This window comes from Cupriavidus sp. 05L411, assembly GCF_056398045.1.
Genome location: NZ_JBFTOQ010000003.1, coordinates 162,872 through 178,160, shown reverse-complemented (window position 1 = coordinate 178,160; position 15,289 = coordinate 162,872). Strand labels below are relative to the sequence as shown.

13 protein-coding genes and 1 pseudogene are annotated in these 15,289 nt (G+C 68.3%); 4 read left to right on the top strand and 10 right to left on the bottom strand.

Features of this window, described 5'->3' with window-relative positions; genetic code table 11:
* Positions 1 to 104: 104 nt before the first annotated feature.
* From AC1DQR_RS04800 to AC1DQR_RS04780, 5 genes and pseudogenes are all read right to left on the bottom strand, one after another.
* Positions 105 to 767 (bottom strand): TetR family transcriptional regulator, encoded by a 663-nt coding sequence (locus AC1DQR_RS04800; RefSeq protein ID WP_416050331.1) that lies wholly within the window; start codon positions 765 to 767, stop codon positions 105 to 107.
* An 88-nt stretch (positions 768 to 855) separates the two neighbouring features.
* The gene (locus AC1DQR_RS04795; RefSeq protein ID WP_477132619.1) at positions 856 to 1,740 is read right to left on the bottom strand and encodes an alpha/beta fold hydrolase; all 885 of its coding nucleotides are present in this window, start codon (positions 1,738 to 1,740) and stop codon (positions 856 to 858) included.
* A 13-nt stretch (positions 1,741 to 1,753) separates the two neighbouring features.
* Positions 1,754 to 2,413 (bottom strand): 3-isopropylmalate dehydratase small subunit, encoded by a 660-nt coding sequence (gene leuD, locus AC1DQR_RS04790; RefSeq protein WP_416050329.1) that lies wholly within the window; start codon positions 2,411 to 2,413, stop codon positions 1,754 to 1,756.
* Positions 2,406 to 3,824, bottom strand: coding sequence for a 3-isopropylmalate dehydratase large subunit (leuC, locus tag AC1DQR_RS04785; protein ID WP_477132618.1), 1,419 nt, complete (start codon positions 3,822 to 3,824; stop codon positions 2,406 to 2,408). The genes leuD and leuC overlap by 8 nt, the downstream gene beginning before the upstream one ends.
* Positions 3,825 to 3,877: 53 nt before the next feature.
* A pseudogene (locus AC1DQR_RS04780) lies at positions 3,878 to 4,889 on the bottom strand (tripartite tricarboxylate transporter substrate binding protein).
* A gap of 163 nt (positions 4,890 to 5,052) precedes the next feature.
* On the opposite strand from AC1DQR_RS04780, the gene AC1DQR_RS04775 reads away from it, so the two are divergent.
* Positions 5,053 to 5,973 carry a LysR family transcriptional regulator gene (locus tag AC1DQR_RS04775; RefSeq protein ID WP_416050326.1) on the top strand — a complete coding sequence of 307 codons (921 nt, stop codon included), beginning with the start codon at positions 5,053 to 5,055 and terminating at the stop codon, positions 5,971 to 5,973.
* A 5-nt stretch (positions 5,974 to 5,978) separates the two neighbouring features.
* On the opposite strand, the gene chrA is transcribed toward AC1DQR_RS04775, so the two are convergent.
* The 5 genes from chrA to AC1DQR_RS04750 form a co-directional block, all read right to left on the bottom strand.
* The gene (gene chrA, locus AC1DQR_RS04770; protein WP_416050325.1) at positions 5,979 to 7,340 is read right to left on the bottom strand and encodes a chromate efflux transporter; all 1,362 of its coding nucleotides are present in this window, start codon (positions 7,338 to 7,340) and stop codon (positions 5,979 to 5,981) included.
* 218 nt (positions 7,341 to 7,558) lie between these two features.
* Positions 7,559 to 7,732 (bottom strand): hypothetical protein, encoded by a 174-nt coding sequence (locus AC1DQR_RS04765; protein ID WP_416050324.1) that lies wholly within the window; start codon positions 7,730 to 7,732, stop codon positions 7,559 to 7,561.
* Positions 7,733 to 7,773: 41 nt separating this feature from the next.
* A complete protein-coding gene (locus tag AC1DQR_RS04760; protein WP_416050323.1) occupies positions 7,774 to 8,409 on the bottom strand; it encodes a flavin reductase family protein in 636 nt (211 codons plus the stop codon).
* Between the two features lie 22 nt (positions 8,410 to 8,431).
* The gene (locus tag AC1DQR_RS04755; protein WP_416050322.1) at positions 8,432 to 9,244 is read right to left on the bottom strand and encodes a GntR family transcriptional regulator; all 813 of its coding nucleotides are present in this window, start codon (positions 9,242 to 9,244) and stop codon (positions 8,432 to 8,434) included.
* 13 nt (positions 9,245 to 9,257) lie between these two features.
* The gene (locus AC1DQR_RS04750) at positions 9,258 to 10,244 is read right to left on the bottom strand and encodes a polysaccharide deacetylase family protein (RefSeq protein ID WP_416050321.1); all 987 of its coding nucleotides are present in this window, start codon (positions 10,242 to 10,244) and stop codon (positions 9,258 to 9,260) included.
* Positions 10,245 to 10,558: 314 nt separating this feature from the next.
* On the opposite strand from AC1DQR_RS04750, the gene AC1DQR_RS04745 reads away from it, so the two are divergent.
* From AC1DQR_RS04745 to AC1DQR_RS04735, 3 genes are read left to right on the top strand one after another with little or no spacing between them, the layout of a single operon-like run.
* On the top strand, positions 10,559 to 11,734 hold the full coding sequence (locus AC1DQR_RS04745; protein WP_416050320.1) for an ABC transporter substrate-binding protein: 1,176 nt from the start codon (positions 10,559 to 10,561) through the stop codon (positions 11,732 to 11,734).
* Positions 11,735 to 11,778: 44 nt separating this feature from the next.
* A complete protein-coding gene (locus tag AC1DQR_RS04740) occupies positions 11,779 to 12,657 on the top strand; it encodes a branched-chain amino acid ABC transporter permease (protein WP_150992039.1) in 879 nt (292 codons plus the stop codon).
* The gene (locus tag AC1DQR_RS04735; protein ID WP_477132617.1) at positions 12,654 to 15,272 is read left to right on the top strand and encodes a branched-chain amino acid ABC transporter ATP-binding protein/permease; all 2,619 of its coding nucleotides are present in this window, start codon (positions 12,654 to 12,656) and stop codon (positions 15,270 to 15,272) included. The genes AC1DQR_RS04740 and AC1DQR_RS04735 overlap by 4 nt, the downstream gene beginning before the upstream one ends.
* The last annotated feature ends 17 nt before the right edge of the window (positions 15,273 to 15,289 follow it).

Genomic DNA, 15,289 nt, shown 5'->3' with positions numbered 1-15,289 from the left:
CGGCACCCTCGCATCGAGGTGCATCCGGTTTACTGTACCATGTGGTACACGAAGAGGGAAAAAAATTTCGGGACTGCGGCGCCGACGCCGGCGCCGCGTACGGATCAAGCTTCGGGTGCGGATTTCGCGCCCGGGGCCGCAGGCGCGTTCAGCATGCGCGCGAAGTATTTCAGCGCGGCAGTGGTGCCCTTGCGATCGCCCGTGGTGACGAGATCCAGCAACAGGCCGCGCACGGTGGCGACCTCGATGCGAGCCCGCAGCTTCGCCTCGCTCGTGCTCAATCCCAGCTGCTTGTGAAAGCGCTCGGTCAGCGCGCCGGTCCAGCTGCCGATCACATCGTCGAGGAACACCTGGAAGCGTTCGCGATCGCGAATGGCGCGTCCGTAGATCTCGAACAGCAACTGGATGATGGGCAGGTAGTTGTCCGCCGAGTAGCGCGCCCAGGCTACCTCCAGCGCCCGTGCGGGATCGGACTCGCTGGCGGCCAGGCTGGCGCGCGCATCCAGCTCGGCATGGCGGATGCGGCGCAGCACCGCCTCCCAGAACTGGTCCGCCGAGCCGAAGTAGTAGATCAGCATGCGGTGGCTGGTGCCGAGCGCCTCGGCGATATGGCGCAGCGACAAGTCGCCGATGCCGTGCTCCAGCACGTGGTTGACGGCGCCGTCGAGCAACTGGATGGCCTGCTCGCTGGCAGCGCGGCCTTGCGCGAGTGTTTCGAGCCTATCGAGCGTCTCGGTGGCAGCGGCGGGATTCTTGCGGGGCGGCATGGGCTGGGGAAAGCGTTCGGTTGGGCACAGGGGCGAAGACAGCGAGTGTAAGCCAGCCCGGCTCGCAGCGCATTCGCCCGTTGCGTCCTTAACCTGCGCCCAGCAGGAAGGGCAGCGTCTCGTCCAGCAGCAGTTCCGGCGCTTCCTCGGCCATATAGTGCCCGCATGGCAGGCTCTTGCCGCTCACGTTGCGCGCCACCTTGCGCCACTCTTCCAGCGGCGCGAAGCAGCGGCCTACCGCGCCCTGCTCGCCCCACAGCGCCAGCATCTCGCACTCGACCTTGCGCCCGGCGGCGAGGTCGGCACGATCGTGTTCGAGATCGATCGACGCGCTGGCTCGATAGTCCTCGCACAGCCCGTGCGCCGCGCCCGGCAGGCTAAGGCAACGCAGGTACTCTGCCATGGCCGCCTCGGTAAACGGCGCCAGGCCGGCGCTGCGGCTGCCCATGGTGCTGCGCAGGTAGAGCGCCGGATCGGCCCCGATCAGCGTCTCGGGAAACGGCGCGGGCCGGATCAGGAAGAACCAGTGGTAGTAGGCCAGCGCGAACTGCAGGCTGGTCTGCTCGTACATCGCCAGCGTGGGCGCAATATCCAGCGTGACCAGCCGCTGCACGGCATCCGGATGATCCACCGCCATGCGGTGCGCCACGCGCCCGCCGCGGTCATGCGCCATCACCAGGAAGCGCTCGAAGCCCAGCGCGCGCATCGCCGTGACCTGGTCCTGCGCCATGCTGCGCTTGCTATAGTTGGCGTGGTCCGGCAGGCCGGCCGGCTTGCCACTATCTCCGTAGCCGCGCAGGTCGGTGGCGACCACCGTGAAATGCCGCGCCAGCGTGGCGGCCACCTTATGCCAGATCACATGCGTTTGCGGATGGCCATGCAGCAGCAGCAAGGCCGGGCCCTGGCCGCCGACGACAGCGTGGATCTCGACGTCGCCACATGGAATGCGATGCTGCGTGAATCCTTCGAACACGTTCCGTCCTCCTTCAGGCGGACAGCCGCGCCATGGTCTTGGCGGCGACGTCCTGCAGCCAGGGCTGCGACTGGTGATGGCGCCGCGCGAACGCGGCGATTTGCGACGACTGTGCCAGCGTTGCGCCGATCATGTCCAGTCCCTGGCGGAACATGGTGCGGTGGCGCTCGGCCAGCGTGAAGGCAAAGCGCAGCGCGCCGGCACTCACCGACATGGCCGCGAGGTCGATCTCGATCCGCGCGGGCGCGCCGCCCGACACCGCGGCCATCAGCGCATCCACTTGTGCCTGCGGCAACATCACCAGCAGCAGCCGGTTATTGATCGCGTTCGAGTAGAAGATCTCGCCAAAGCTGGGCGCGATCACCGCGCGAATGCCGTATTGCTGCAGCCCCCAGACGGCGTGCTCGCGGCTCGATCCGCAGCCAAAGTTCGGGCCGGCCACCAGCACGCCCGCGCCCTGGTACCGCGCCTGGTTGAGCGCGAACTCCGGGCGCGGCACGCCTTGCGCGTCAAAGCGCATATCGTAGAACAGGCCACGGTCCAGCCCAGCCTTGTCGATGATGCGCAGGAACTGCTTGGGCATGATCTGGTCGGTGTCGAGGTTGCCGATGGGCAGCGGCGCGCCAAGCGCGGCGATCAGGTCGGAATCGTAGTCGGGCATGGCATCAGGCATTGGTTTGCTCCAGGCGGCGCACATCGGTGATGCAGCCGGTCAGCGCCGCCGCGGCGGCCATGGCGGGGCTCATCAGGTGGGTGCGCCCGGCGCGCCCCTGGCGTCCCTCGAAATTGCGGTTGGTGGTGGAAGCGCAGCGCTCGCCGGGTGCGAGTACGTCGTCGTTCATGGCCAGGCACATCGAGCAGCCCGGCTTGCGCCATTCGAAGCCGGCGTCCAGCAGCACCTGCGCAATGCCTTCGTCCTCGGCCTGCTGGCGCACCGCGCCGGAGCCCGGCACCACCATCGCGCGCACGCCTTCGGCCACCTTGCGCCCGCGCACGATGGCGGCCACGGCGCGCAGGTCTTCGATGCGCCCATTGGTGCAGGAACCGATGAACACGCGCTGCACCGGCAGGCCTTCGAGCGTGGCCCCCGCCCGCAGGCCGATATAGTCCAGCGCCTTGGCGGCAGCGCTGCGCGCCGTGTCGTCGATGGCATCCTCCACCGGCGGCACGCACGCATCGATGGGGATCGCCTGGTCGGGGCTGGTGCCCCAGCTTACATACGGCGCCACGTTGCTGGCGTCGAACACCAGTTCGCTGTCGAACCTGGCATCCGCATCGGAATGCAGCGCCCGCCAGCAGGCCAGCGCGCGCTCGCGCAGCGTGGCATCGATATCGGCGGCACGGGCCAGCACGTATTCGATGGCCGGCGCATCCGGCGCGATCAGCGCGCCGCGCGCGCCGGCTTCCACCGTCATGTTGCACAGGGTCATGCGCGCCTCGATCGACAATGCGGCGATGGCGCTGCCGGTGAACTCCACCACATAGCCACGCGCGCCCTGCGCGCTGATGCGGCTGATGATATGCAGGATCAGGTCCTTCGCGGTAGCGCCACACGGCAGCACGCCGTCCACGCGGATGCGCATGTCCTTCGCCACGCGGTACACCAGCGTCTGCGTGGCCAGCACGTGCTCCACCTCGGACGTGCCGATGCCAAAGCCGAGCGCGCCCAGCGCGCCGTAGGTGGTGGTGTGGCTGTCGCCGCACAGCACCACCATGCCCGGGCGGATCATGCCGTGCTCGGGCGCGATCACGTGCTCGATGCCCTGCAGCGCGTCATCGGTATCGAACAGCGGGATGCCATGCTGGTCGCAGTTGCGCTTGAGGTTGCGCGCCTGCAGCGCCGAGGCGGGATCCTGGATGCGGCGCGGGCTTTCCGCGTGGGTGGGGATGATGTGGTCCACCACCGCCACCTGCTGGCCCGGCGACGGCACGCCCCTGCCCTGCGCGGCCAGCCCGGCAAAGGCCTGCGGACTGGTGTATTCGTTCATCAGATGCAGATCCGCGTAGAGCAGCACGTGGTCGGCATCGAGCGCGGCCACGGTGTGCGAATCCACCAGCTTGCGATAGTAGGTAAGGCCTGACATGGGACAGCCTGCTTGAAATGAATTGAAAAAATGCGCGGCAGAAAGAGCCGCGCTTACTCCGGCGTGATGCCGGCCTGCTTGATCTGCGCGGCCCAGCGCTTGATCTCCTTGTGCAGCATGGTGTCGGCCTGGGACGGGCTCATGGTGAGCGGCTCGAAGCCTTCCTTGAGCAGGCGCGCCTTGATCTCCGGTGCAGCCAGTGCCTGGTTCAGCGTCTGGTTGAGCTTGGCGATCACCTCCTTGGGCGTGCCGGCCGGCGCGCTGACGATGAACCAGGTCTCGAAGGTGTAGTTGGGCAGGCCCGCCTCGGCAATGGTGGGCACATTGGGCAGCAGCGGCGAGCGCTTGGGCCCCGTCACCGCCAGCGCGCGCAGCTTGCCGGCCTGCACCTGCGGCAGCGCGGCGGAGAGCACTGGGAAGCTGAGCTGCACCTGGCCGGCGATGGTATCGACCATGGCCGGGCCGCCGCCCTTGTACGGCACGTGCAGGATGGCCGTGCCGGATTCCGACTTGAACAGCTCCGCCGCCATGTGGAAGGTGCTGCCGGTGCCCGCCGAGCCAAAGCTGAGCTGCCCGGGGCGGCTCCTGGCCAGCGCGATCAGTTCCTTCACGTTCTTGGCCGGCAGGCTGTTTGTCACCACCAGCACATGCTGCGAGGTGCCCATGGTGCCAACCGACGTCAGGTCGCGCTCGGTGTCGAACGGCAGCCTGGCGAAGAGCGAAGGATTCACCGCCAGCGCCACGTTGTTGATGGCCAGCGTATAGCCATCGGGCCTGGCCTTGGCCACCTGGTCCATGCCGATATTGCCCGAGGCGCCCGCGCGGTTGTCCGCCACCACGGGCTGCCCGAGTTGCCGTCCCCACGCTTCGGTGACCAGCCGCGCGGCGATGTCGACGCTGCCCCCCCGGGGCGAACGGCACGATCAGGCGAATCGGGCGCGCGGGAAACGTCTCGGCTCGCGCCGCCGCCGGCGCGAGCGCAACGGACAAGGCGACAGCACTCAAGCCGAGCGGCGTCCGGCAAATCTGGCAGATCCGGCGGGCGATAGCGGTAAAGCGGTTCATGTGGGGTCTCCTGGGTGGCAGGCTGGCCGCAAGGGAACRCCCCCGACGCCGCGCGCTTATTGAGATTGGAGATGCCAGTTTAACCATTGAACCTACCGCTATAATTTCATCCAAAGACTTTCATTCAGTCGCCTCTTTCACTAATTAGGCCGCAGACCGCATCGTGGACAACTTCTCCGACCTCGCCTTCTTCGTCACCCTGGTCAAGCGCGGCAGCCTGGCCGGCGCGGCCCAGCAGTTCGGCATCACGCCGTCGGCCGCCAGCAAGCGGCTGACGGCGCTTGAAACGCGGCTCGGCGTGCGCCTGCTCAACCGCACCACGCGCCGGCTGAGCGTGACGCAGGAAGGCGAGGCTTACCTGGCGCAGGGTGCGCGCATCCTGGCCGAGCTGGAGGAACTGGAGCAAGGGCTTGGCGGCAGCCGGGTAGCGCCGCGCGGGCTGCTGCGGGTCAACGCCACGCTGGGCTTCGGCAGGCGCCACGTGGCGCCGGCAGTGGGCGCCTTCCTGCTGGCCTGCCCGGAGGTGGAGGTGCAGCTGGAACTCACGGACCGGCCGCTGAACCTGGCCGAGGCGGGCTTCGACGTCGGCATTCGCGTGGGCGATTTGCCCGATGCGCGCCTCACCGCCCGGCCTATCGCGCACAACCGCCGCCTGCTATGCGCCGCGCCGCGCTACCTGGCCAGCCACGGCGAGCCGGCGTCGCCGCGCGAGCTGCAGCAGCACCGTTGCATCGTGATCCGGGAGAGCGACGCCACCTACGGCACCTGGCACCTGCGCTCGGCCAGCCGCCACGAAACCGTAAAGGTGCGCGGGCCGGCCAGCACCAACGATGGCGAAGTGGCCCTCGGCTGGGCCTTGCAGGGCCACGGCATATTGATGCGCTCGGAATGGGAGGTGGCGCCGATGCTCCGCTCGGGGCGGCTGCGCCAGGTGCTGCCAGACTGGGAGACGCCGCCAGCCGATGTGTTCGCCGTCTTCCTCACGCGCGACCACCTCACGGCCAAGGTGCGCGCGTTCGTGGACTTTTTGGCGGAGCATTTCGCGGCCCACCGGATGGCGGGCGCACCCTATAGTGGCTGGTAGCCCGTTCAGGCCACGCCGCGCACGAACACCAGCGCCAGCCCGGCGCCGCCGCAAGCAAGGATGACCGGGATCACGCCGGCCTTGAAGCGGAACAACGCCACGGCCGCGGCCAGTCCGATCAGCGCGGAGGGCCATTCGAAGCGCCCTTGCAGCCCGGCGGGCCACAGCACGTGATAGGCAAAGAACACCGCCAGGTTGACGATCACGCCAACCACCGCCGCCGTGATGGCAGTCAGCGGCGCGGTGAACTTCAGGTTGCCGTGCGTGCTCTCCACGAACGGCCCGCCCAGCAGGATGAACAGGAACGACGGCAGGAAGGTGAAGAACGTCACCACCGTCGCCGCCGCCACGGCCGACGCGACCACCGCATCGGTGCCGAACACCGCCTGCGTCCAGCCGCCGACGAAGCCGACGAAGGCCACCACCATGATGAGCGGGCCGGGCGTGGTTTCGCCCAGCGCCAGGCCGTCGATCATCTGCGGCGCGCTAAGCCAGTGGTAGTGCGCCACCGCGCCCTGGTTGACATAGGGCAGCACCGCATAGGCACCGCCAAAGGTCATCAGCGCGGCCTTGGTGAAGAACCAGCCCATTTGCGTGAGCGTGCCCTGCCAGCCGTAGCGCCAGGCCAGCGCGCCCAGCGCCAGCCCCCAGATCGCGAGGAACACCGCCAGCACCAGCCCGAAGCGCTTCCAGGTAAACATCGCATGCGGCGGCGTGGGCGTGTGGTCGTCCAGCAGCGCGGGACCAAAACCGGTCTTGCCCGCGCCATGGCCGCCCCCGCTGGCAAAGCGCGCCGGCGCGAACCGGCCGCCCGCGTAGCCGATCAAGGCCGCGACCAGCACGATGACCGGGAACGGTAATTCCAGCGCGAAGATGGCGACGAACGAAGCCGCCGCGATCGCCCACAGCCAGCTGTTCTTCAGCGCCCGCGAGCCGATGCGCCACGCCGCCGACATCACGATGGCCGTTACCGCCGGCTTGATGCCGTACAGCACCCCCGCCACCGCTGGCACCTCGCCAAAGCGCATGTAGATCCACGACAGCAGCATCAGGATCAGCAACGAGGGCAGCACGAACAGCCCGCCCGCGATCACCCCGCCCCAGGTCCGGTGCATCAGCCAGCCGATATACGTTGCCAGTTGCTGCGCCTCTGGCCCGGGCAGCACCATGCAGTAGTTAAGCGCGTGCAGGAAACGGCTCTCGGAGATCCAGCGGCGCCGCTCGACCAGGTCCTCGTGCATGATGGCGATCTGCCCGGCCGGGCCGCCAAAGCTGATGAAGCCCAGCTTGAGCCAGTACCAGAATGCCTGGCGCAAGGTGATGGCGGCCGGGGCGCCGGTGTCTGGCGTGGTGGTCGTAGCTTGCATGGGAGCCGATGTGGGAATGGTGTCCAGCGACGGGCTGGGCGCCTAAGATAGCAGAGACTTGTGTCAGCATGCTGCCAAGAGCCCACGCAGCCGCACGGATGATACGTGCCCGCGATCTTAGGCGACCTGCCCTTCTCGCAAAGCTGCCGGGCGTCCCTGGATCATCAGCCATCAGTTGCCAGTGCGGGTCAGGCGGATGTGCCGCGCCGCCGATTGGACTAGATCCGCCCCGCAAATTCCTGAAGCACGGTTGCCAACGCAATAGCCTCCTCCGCCGAGAGCTCCACGGGGTCATCATGTTTGGCAACCGCCTTGATCTGGATGGACGAATCTTGCTCGATCCAGATCCTTATCGAACCATCGCTTGACTCGAAGTAGTCTTCGTCTGACATCTTATGCATAGCCATTGATCCTTGTTGCGCGAGCAGCCGGCTCACATCTCGTCCACCGCCGTGGTCGCCGTCACCACACCCGCCTCTTTCTCCATCGAGAACCGATCCCGCGTGGTGACGTAGAAGCTGGCCCCGAATCGTCCCACCGGAAAGTAGTTCTGCAGCCGCACGCGCCAGGCCTGCGTATCGATCAGCTCGTCGCGCGCATGCAGCCGCAGCACGCGGCCTATGAAAATCTGTCGGCTGGTCGTCTCCAGCGTTTCCCACAGGGTGCACTCGAACGCGACCGGCGCTTGGGCAATTCGCGGCGGCGCCACCGCGCTCGATGGCACCGACGTCAACCCCACGCGCGCGAGCTCGCTCTGCTCCGGCGGCAAGCGCTCGCCGCAGCCATGCATCTGCTCCGCCATCGCTTCATCGCTCAGGTGCACGACAAACTCCCCGGTGCGCACGATATTGGCCGCGGTGTCCTTGAGCGCGCCGTCGTGCAGCCGGTTGATGCTGATCATCACGATGGGTGGCTCCTCGCCCAGCATGTTGAACATCGAGAACGGCGCGGCATTGACGGTGCCGTCTTCCGACAGCGTGGTGACCAGTGCGATCGGCCGCGGCACGATCAGGCTGGCCATCAGCTTGTAGCGCTGGTATTCGGTGATGGCCTCGAAATCGATTTCCATGCTTGTTTCCTCTGATTCGGCCTTACTCCCCGGCCAGGCCCAGCATCTGCGCAAGGCTCTTCTCGCCCTGCATGCGGGACGTTTCGATGCGCTGCTCCAGCTCGCGCAGGTGCGACTCCATCCGTTCGACCGCGCCGGCGGCGTCGCGCCGCTCGATGCAGTCCACGATGGCAGCGTGCTCGTCGTGCTCGCAGGGCGCGTGGCCTGGCGGCTCGTACAGGCCGACGATCAGCGAGCAGCGCGAGACCAGTTCAGTGAGGTAGCGCTGCAGCACGGGGTTGCGCGCGAGCGCGGCGATGCGCAGGTGAAAGCCGCTTGCCAGCCGTGCCCATGAGGGCTGGTCGAAGCGGTGCATGGCCTCGTGCTCGGCGGCCAGTTGCTGGCGCAGCTCGCGCAGGTCGGCGGGCGTGACGCGAGCCACGGCGAGTTCCACCAGCACGCGCTCCATGGCGCGGCGCGCTTCGAAGATCTGGCTGGTCTCGGCCGGCGTGGGCTCGGCGATGACCGCGCCCTTGTTGGGGCGCAGGTCGACGATGCCATCGTGCGCCAGTTTTTCCAGCACGCGCCGCACTACCGCGCGGCCTACGCCAAACAACTGGCACAGCTCCGGCTCTGGCAACTTGGTGCCGGGCGTGAGCCGGTGGTTGAGCACGCCATCGAAGATGGACTGGTAGATGCGCGCGTCAGCGTCGCCGCCGAGCTCCGCGCCGGCGTCCTTCGAGGTTGCAGCAACGGGCGCTGCGTCGGGCTTCCGCCTGACGGCTTTTGGCTTTACCGCCTTCGGCTTGGCGGTGCGGGGCGATGCGGTGCGAGGCATGACGTCGGTCGGGGACATGGAGCGCATGATGTTAGCGCGAAGCGGCGGCCAGCGGCGCCACCTGTTCGAGGTGATCGCAGATTGCGCCGGGCGTGGTGAACCACACCTTGCCCTGCCGGCGGCTGCAGGCGATATGCGCCAGCGCGCGGCGCAGGTGGCGCAAGCGATACGGCTGGCCCACCAGGTAGGGATGCAAGGCAATGCCCATCACCAGCGGTTGCGGATGCCGCGCGTGGCAGGCCTGCGCCAGCATTTCGTCGAACTGGTCGATGATCATGTCGGCGAAAGCGCTGCCGTCCAGATGGCGGCCCACGATCATCGGGATGTCGTTGAGCTCCTGCGGATAGGGAATCGACCATAGCGGGCCGCCGCGCGTTGCCATGCGCACCGGGCGGTCGTCGTGGCACCAGTTGAGCGTGTAGCGGTAGCCGGTCTCGGCCAGCAGGTCGGGCGTGAGCGCAGTCTCGGCGATCCAGGGCGACAGCCAGCCCGATGGCGCGGCGCCCGCATGCGCGGCGATGCGCTCGCGGCAATGCAGCAGCAACGCGCGCTCGCCGGCTTCGTCCAGGTCGCTCTGCCGGCGTGCGTTGGTGTGGCCGTGCCCGATCAGTTCGTCCCCGCGTGCCAGGCAAGCGCTGACCACCTCGGGGCAATGATCGTAGAGCGCGGTGTTGATCAGCACGCCGGCCGGCAGCTCCAGCTGATCGAACAACTCCAGGCAGCGCCACACGCCCACTCGGTTGCCGTACTCGCGCCAGCTGTAGTTGAGCACGTCGGGCTGGGGCACGACCGGTCCCAGGTTGGCACCCAGCCCCTCCCCAAAAGCAAAGTGCTCGATATTGAAGCCCAGGTAGACCGCGAGGTTGGCGCCGCCGGGCCAGCGATAGGCGTCCACATCGGTGATGGGCCGGTAGCCAAAGCGCCCGTGCGTGCGCAGCGGCCCGTACTCGGGGCCGGGCGCCGCTCCGTGGGGGCCGCCGGGTGCCTGGGCGGCGGAAGGGGTCGGGTTATGCGTCATCTTCTGGATTGCCTCAATGCGTCTTTGCCAATGCAGGGGAACCGCCAGCGCCGGCCATGCCCCGCTTTGGCGCCATCCGGTGGCATCTGGCGGCATCCGGCACCGACATCGTGCAGGCATGGCACCGGGTTGATCGTATGCAAGTTGTCACGCATATTGTTCGCAAAAATCAGGCCATATCGTAGACACATTGATTTCACTGTCGCAGAACGATATTCGAGTGGTTTGTCGATGTATGGCATGGCTCTTGCGAGCGGGACACCACGCATCACCGACCCCTTCCCTCTTGCCGCATTCCTTTCCGGAGAACCGCCATGTCCACCGTCTCACGCCGCGCCCTGCTCGCTGCCATCGCCGCCGCCTGCGCCCTGCCGGCCCTGCCCGCGCTGGCCGCCGACACCATCAAGATCGGCCTGGTCACCGCGTTGTCCGGCCAGTCGGCCCGCGCTGGGGAGTCGCTCACGCGCGGCATGACCATCGCCATCGACGAGATCAACGCCAAGGGTGGCCTGCTGGGCGGGCGCAAGCTGGAGCTGGTGCGGCGCGACGATGAAGGCAATCCCGCCAAGGGCGTGCTGGCCGCGCGCGAGCTGATCTACAAGGAGAAAGTGGCGGTACTGTTCGGCGGGCTGGACACGCCGGTGTCGATGGCCATTGTGCCGGTCGCCAACCAGGAGAAAGTGCCGTTCATGGGCCCGTGGGCAGCGGGCACGCCGATCACGCGCAATGGCGCCAACCCCAACTACGCCTTCCGCGTCTCGGCAGTCGATGAGGTCGTGGACAAGGCCATGCTGCAGTACGCGCAGAAGCGCTTCAATGCCAGCAAGCCCGGCCTGATCCTCGTCAACAATCCCTGGGGCGAATCGAACGAGAAGGGCATCGTGGCGGCGCTGTCCGCCAAGGGCATGAAGCCCGCTGGCATCGAGAAGTTCGAGGCCAATGACGTGGACGTGGTGCCGCAGCTTGGACGCCTGAAGGCGGCCGGTGCCGACGTGCTGTTCATGGTCGGCAACGTGGGGCCGTCGGCGCAGGTGGTGAAGTCGCTGGACCGCATGGGCTGGAAGGTGCCGGTGGTATCTCACTGGGGCCCCGCCGGCGGACGCTTCACCGAGCTGGCCGGACCCAATGCCAGGAACGTGCACTTCGTGCAGACGTATAGCTTCTTCGGCTCGCCCTCGCCGGTCAGCACGCGCGTGGTGACGGAACTCAAGGCGAAGTACAGCGACATCAAGGGCCCGGACGACATCACGCCGGCCGTGGGCGTGGCCAATGCCTACGATGCCACGCAGCTTGCCGCGCTGGCCATCGCGCGCGCAGGCTCGACCAAGGGCGACGCGGTACGCGAGGGCTTCTACAAGATCGAGCGCTATGAAGGCCTGATCAAGACGTATGTGAAGCCGTTTTCGCCGGAGTCGCACGACGCGCTCAGCGAGAACGACTACGTGTGGGCGCAGTTCATCGACAACCGGATCGTGCCGGTGGCGAAGTAAGAGGCCATTTCAACAAGATGCTGGCGTCGCAACAAGGACTCACCATGTTATGGATCTCCGCCCTGATCAGCGGCCTCGGCCTGGGCAGCATGTACGGCCTGATGGCGCTCGGCTTTCACATTACCTACGCGGTCTCGGCCACAGTCAACTTCGCGCAGGGCAGCTCGATGATGCTGGGCGCGGTGCTGACCTACACCTTCGCCCAGACACTGGGCTGGCCGATGCCGCTGGCGGTGGTGCTGGCGCTGGCGCTGTGCGCGCTTTACGGGCTGGCGGTGGAGTTCCTGGCGGTGCGCCCGTTTGCCAGCCGCGGCTCCAACGCGTGGCTGATGGCCACGGTGGCGCTGGGCATCGTGCTCGATAACGTGGTGATGCTGACCTTCGGCACCGAGCCGCGCAGCCTGCCCTCGCCACTCGCCACGTCCGCGATGCAGCTCGGCGACACGGGCCTCGGGGTGTATCCGCTGCAATTGCTGATCCCGGTGATCGGGCTTGCGCTGGCCGGCGTGCTGCACCTGGTGCTGCGCCGCTCGCGCTGGGGCGTGGCAATGCTGGCGGTGGTGCAGAACCGCGACGCCGCGCGGCTGATGGGCATTCCGATCCGGCGCCTGGTAGCGGCGGCGTTTGCGCTGTCCACGCTGTTGGCCGGCATCGCCGGCGTGCTGATCGCGCCGCTGTTCAACGTGCAGTCCGACATGGGCACGGTGTTTGGCCTCAAGGCCTTCGCCGTTGCCATCCTGGGCGGGCTCGGCAGCGCCTGGGGCGTGATGGTGGCGGGCCTGATCTTCGGCGTGGCGGAGGCGCTGGTGACGGCCTCGCTCGGCTCCGGCTACACCCAGATCATCACCTTCTCCCTGGTGATCCTGCTGCTGGCCATGCGGCCTGACGGCTTGTTCGGGCGCGCGGAGGTGCGCAAGGTATGAACGATTCCACGCTGACATCCACGCGCGGTGGCGCGCCGCGCGCCGCCTCACCGCACGCCGCGCCCGCGAGCGTGCGCTCACCGCTGCTGGGCCTGGGCACGCCGCTGCAGGTCAGCGCGATGGCGCTGGCCCTCATCGTGGCCGGTGCCGCGGCGCTGCTGGTCAACGGCTACTTCGTCTTCGTCATCGCCGGGGTGGCCATGCTGGCGATCTGCGGCGTGGGCCTGAACCTGCTGCTGGGGCTGACGGGGCAGATCTCGTTCGGCCACGTGGCCTTCTATGCCATTGGCGCGTACACCGTGGCCATCCTCACCGGCCCGGCCGGCTGGAGCTTCTGGGCGGCGTGGCCGGTGGGCGCGTTGATCGCCGCGGTCACTGGCGCCCTGCTGGCGCTGCCGGCGTTGCGCGTGAAAGGGCCCGGCCTGGCGATGGTGACCATCGCCTTTGGCTTTATCGTGGAGCACGGCGCGGTCGAGTGGCGCGCGCTCACCGGCGGGCAGAACGGCCTGATGGGCATCGCGCAGCCTTCGCTGCCGGGCGTGGATGGCGGCGAGCGCGCACTCGCGCTGATCGCGCTGGCGGTGCTGGCGATTGCCCTCGCGGCCTATGCGCGGATTTCGCGCGGCGCCTGGGGCGCGGCCATGCGCGCGGTGCGCGACAGCGAGACCGCGGCGGCGTCCATCGGCATCGATCCTCTCGTGGTCAAGACCGTGGGCTTTGCCTTCTCCGCCGCGCTCGCCGGGCTGGCCGGCGGCCTGTTCGCGCCGCTGCAGGGCATGGTCACACCGGGCATGTTCTCCTTCCTGCAATCGATCCTGTTCGTGCTGGTGGTCATGATCGGCGGCGCGGGCACGGTGGCCGGGCCGGTACTGGGCGCGGTAGTGGTGGGCGTGCTGCCGGAGCTGCTGTCGAGCCTGGAGAACCTGCGCCTGCTGTTTTTCGGCGGCCTGCTGTTGCTGGTGCTGTGGGTTGCGCCAGGTGGCATCGCCGGTGTGGTCGGCCGGCTATGGCAACGCGCCCGTGCGCAGCATCGTGCCTCAGGGGAAGAGGCCAATGCCAGCTTGCCCGCCTTGCCCGCCCTGGCCGCCGCCCGGCAGCGCGGGCTTGCCGCGCAGGGCTTGTCCATGGTATTCGGCGGCGTGCGCGCGGTCGACGATCTCTCCTTCGACATGCCCGCCGGCGCGGTGACCAGCCTGATCGGCCCCAACGGCGCGGGCAAATCCACGGTGCTCAATCTGTTGTCCGGCTACTACCGCCCGCGCGCCGGCGGCCGCAGCCTGGGCCAGGCCGCGCTGCCGGCGCGCGGCGCCTGCCATAGCGCGCGCAACGGCATCGCCCGCACCTACCAGACCTCGCAGCTGTTCGCCGGCATGAGCGCGGCCGACAATGTGGCCATCGCCTTGCGGCGCGGGCGGCTTGGCGCGCTGCTGGGCATCGCGGGCTTCACCGCGCCGGTGGTGCGCCAGCAAGCGCTGGACCTGCTTGCCGCGTGCGGCTATGCCGGCGATCCGCACGCCTGCGCGGCCGACCTGGCGCACGTGGACCGGCGCCTGGTGGAAATTGCGCGCGCGCTGGCCACCCGCCCCGCGGTGCTGCTGCTCGATGAGCCGGCCGCCGGGCTGTCGCGCGAGGACAAGGCGCGGCTGGGTGCGTTGCTGCGCAGGATTGCCGACAGCGGCATTGCGGTGGGGTTGGTCGAGCACGATATGTCGCTGGTGATGGACGTGTCGGACGGCATTGTCGTCATCGATGCCGGCCAGCATCTGGCGGCGGGCACGCCGGCGGCCATCCGCAGCGATCCGCACGTGCGCCGCGCCTACCTCGGCGAGGCCACGGTGTTCGGGCAGGGCAGCGCCCAGGCCGCCCGCCCGCACAAGGTGCCGTCCGACGCGCTGCGCGAAGTGCTGGGTGTAAATGCGCTCAGCGCGGGCTACGGCGCAGCGCCAGTGCTGCACGACGTGGCGCTGCAGGTCCGCGAAGGCGAGATGGTGGCGCTGCTGGGCGCCAACGGCGCGGGCAAATCCACCTTGATGCGTGCGCTGTCTGGCCTGCACCGCCCGGTGCAGGGCGGCATCACCTTCGACGGCGTGGACCTGGCGCGGCTGGACGCCGAGCGCATCGCGGCCATGGGCGTGGTGCTGGTGCCGGAAGGCCGGCAAGTGTTCCCCGAGCTATCCGTGCTCGACAACCTGCGGCTGGGCGCGTTTCCGTCCGGTCCGCTGTCCCATATGGAAATGGTCAAGCGGGTCGAAGCCATGCTGACCCGCTTCCCGCGGCTGCGCGAGCGCCAGCATCAGCGTGCCGGCCTGCTCTCCGGCGGCGAGCAGCAGATGCTGGCGATCGGGCGCGCGCTGATGTCGAATCCGCGCGTGTTGCTGCTCGACGAGCCATCGCTAGGCCTGGCGCCCAAGGTGATCGCGGAGCTGTTCGCCTCGCTGGACCAGCTGCGCGAGGCCTCGATCAGCATCTTGCTGGTGGACCAGATGGCCGCGCTGGCACTGGCGCTGGCCGATCGCGGCTATGTGATGGAGGAAGGCCGCGTGGTGGCCAGCGGGCCGGCGGACGAACTGGCGCGGGATCCCGCGCTGGCGCAGGCGTACCTGGGCGGGCACTGAACCCGGCGGCGAACCGC

Excerpts from the sequence above, each read along its gene's own strand:
- chrA (WP_416050325.1), bottom strand. The coding sequence starts at position 7,340 with ATGCAAGCTACGACCACCACGCCAGACACCGGCGCCCCGGCCGCCATC.
- AC1DQR_RS04750 (WP_416050321.1), bottom strand. The coding sequence starts at position 10,244 with ATGACGCATAACCCGACCCCTTCCGCCGCCCAGGCACCCGGCGGCCCC.
- AC1DQR_RS04755 (WP_416050322.1), bottom strand. The coding sequence starts at position 9,244 with ATGTCCCCGACCGACGTCATGCCTCGCACCGCATCGCCCCGCACCGCC.
- leuD (WP_416050329.1), bottom strand. The coding sequence starts at position 2,413 with ATGCCTGATGCCATGCCCGACTACGATTCCGACCTGATCGCCGCGCTT.
- AC1DQR_RS04800 (WP_416050331.1), bottom strand. The coding sequence starts at position 767 with ATGCCGCCCCGCAAGAATCCCGCCGCTGCCACCGAGACGCTCGATAGG.
- AC1DQR_RS04735 (WP_477132617.1), top strand. The coding sequence starts at position 12,654 with ATGAACGATTCCACGCTGACATCCACGCGCGGTGGCGCGCCGCGCGCC.
- AC1DQR_RS04740 (WP_150992039.1), top strand. The coding sequence starts at position 11,779 with ATGTTATGGATCTCCGCCCTGATCAGCGGCCTCGGCCTGGGCAGCATG.
- AC1DQR_RS04745 (WP_416050320.1), top strand. The coding sequence starts at position 10,559 with ATGTCCACCGTCTCACGCCGCGCCCTGCTCGCTGCCATCGCCGCCGCC.
- leuC (WP_477132618.1), bottom strand. The coding sequence starts at position 3,824 with ATGTCAGGCCTTACCTACTATCGCAAGCTGGTGGATTCGCACACCGTG.
- AC1DQR_RS04765 (WP_416050324.1), bottom strand. The coding sequence starts at position 7,732 with ATGTCAGACGAAGACTACTTCGAGTCAAGCGATGGTTCGATAAGGATC.
- AC1DQR_RS04760 (WP_416050323.1), bottom strand. The coding sequence starts at position 8,409 with ATGGAAATCGATTTCGAGGCCATCACCGAATACCAGCGCTACAAGCTG.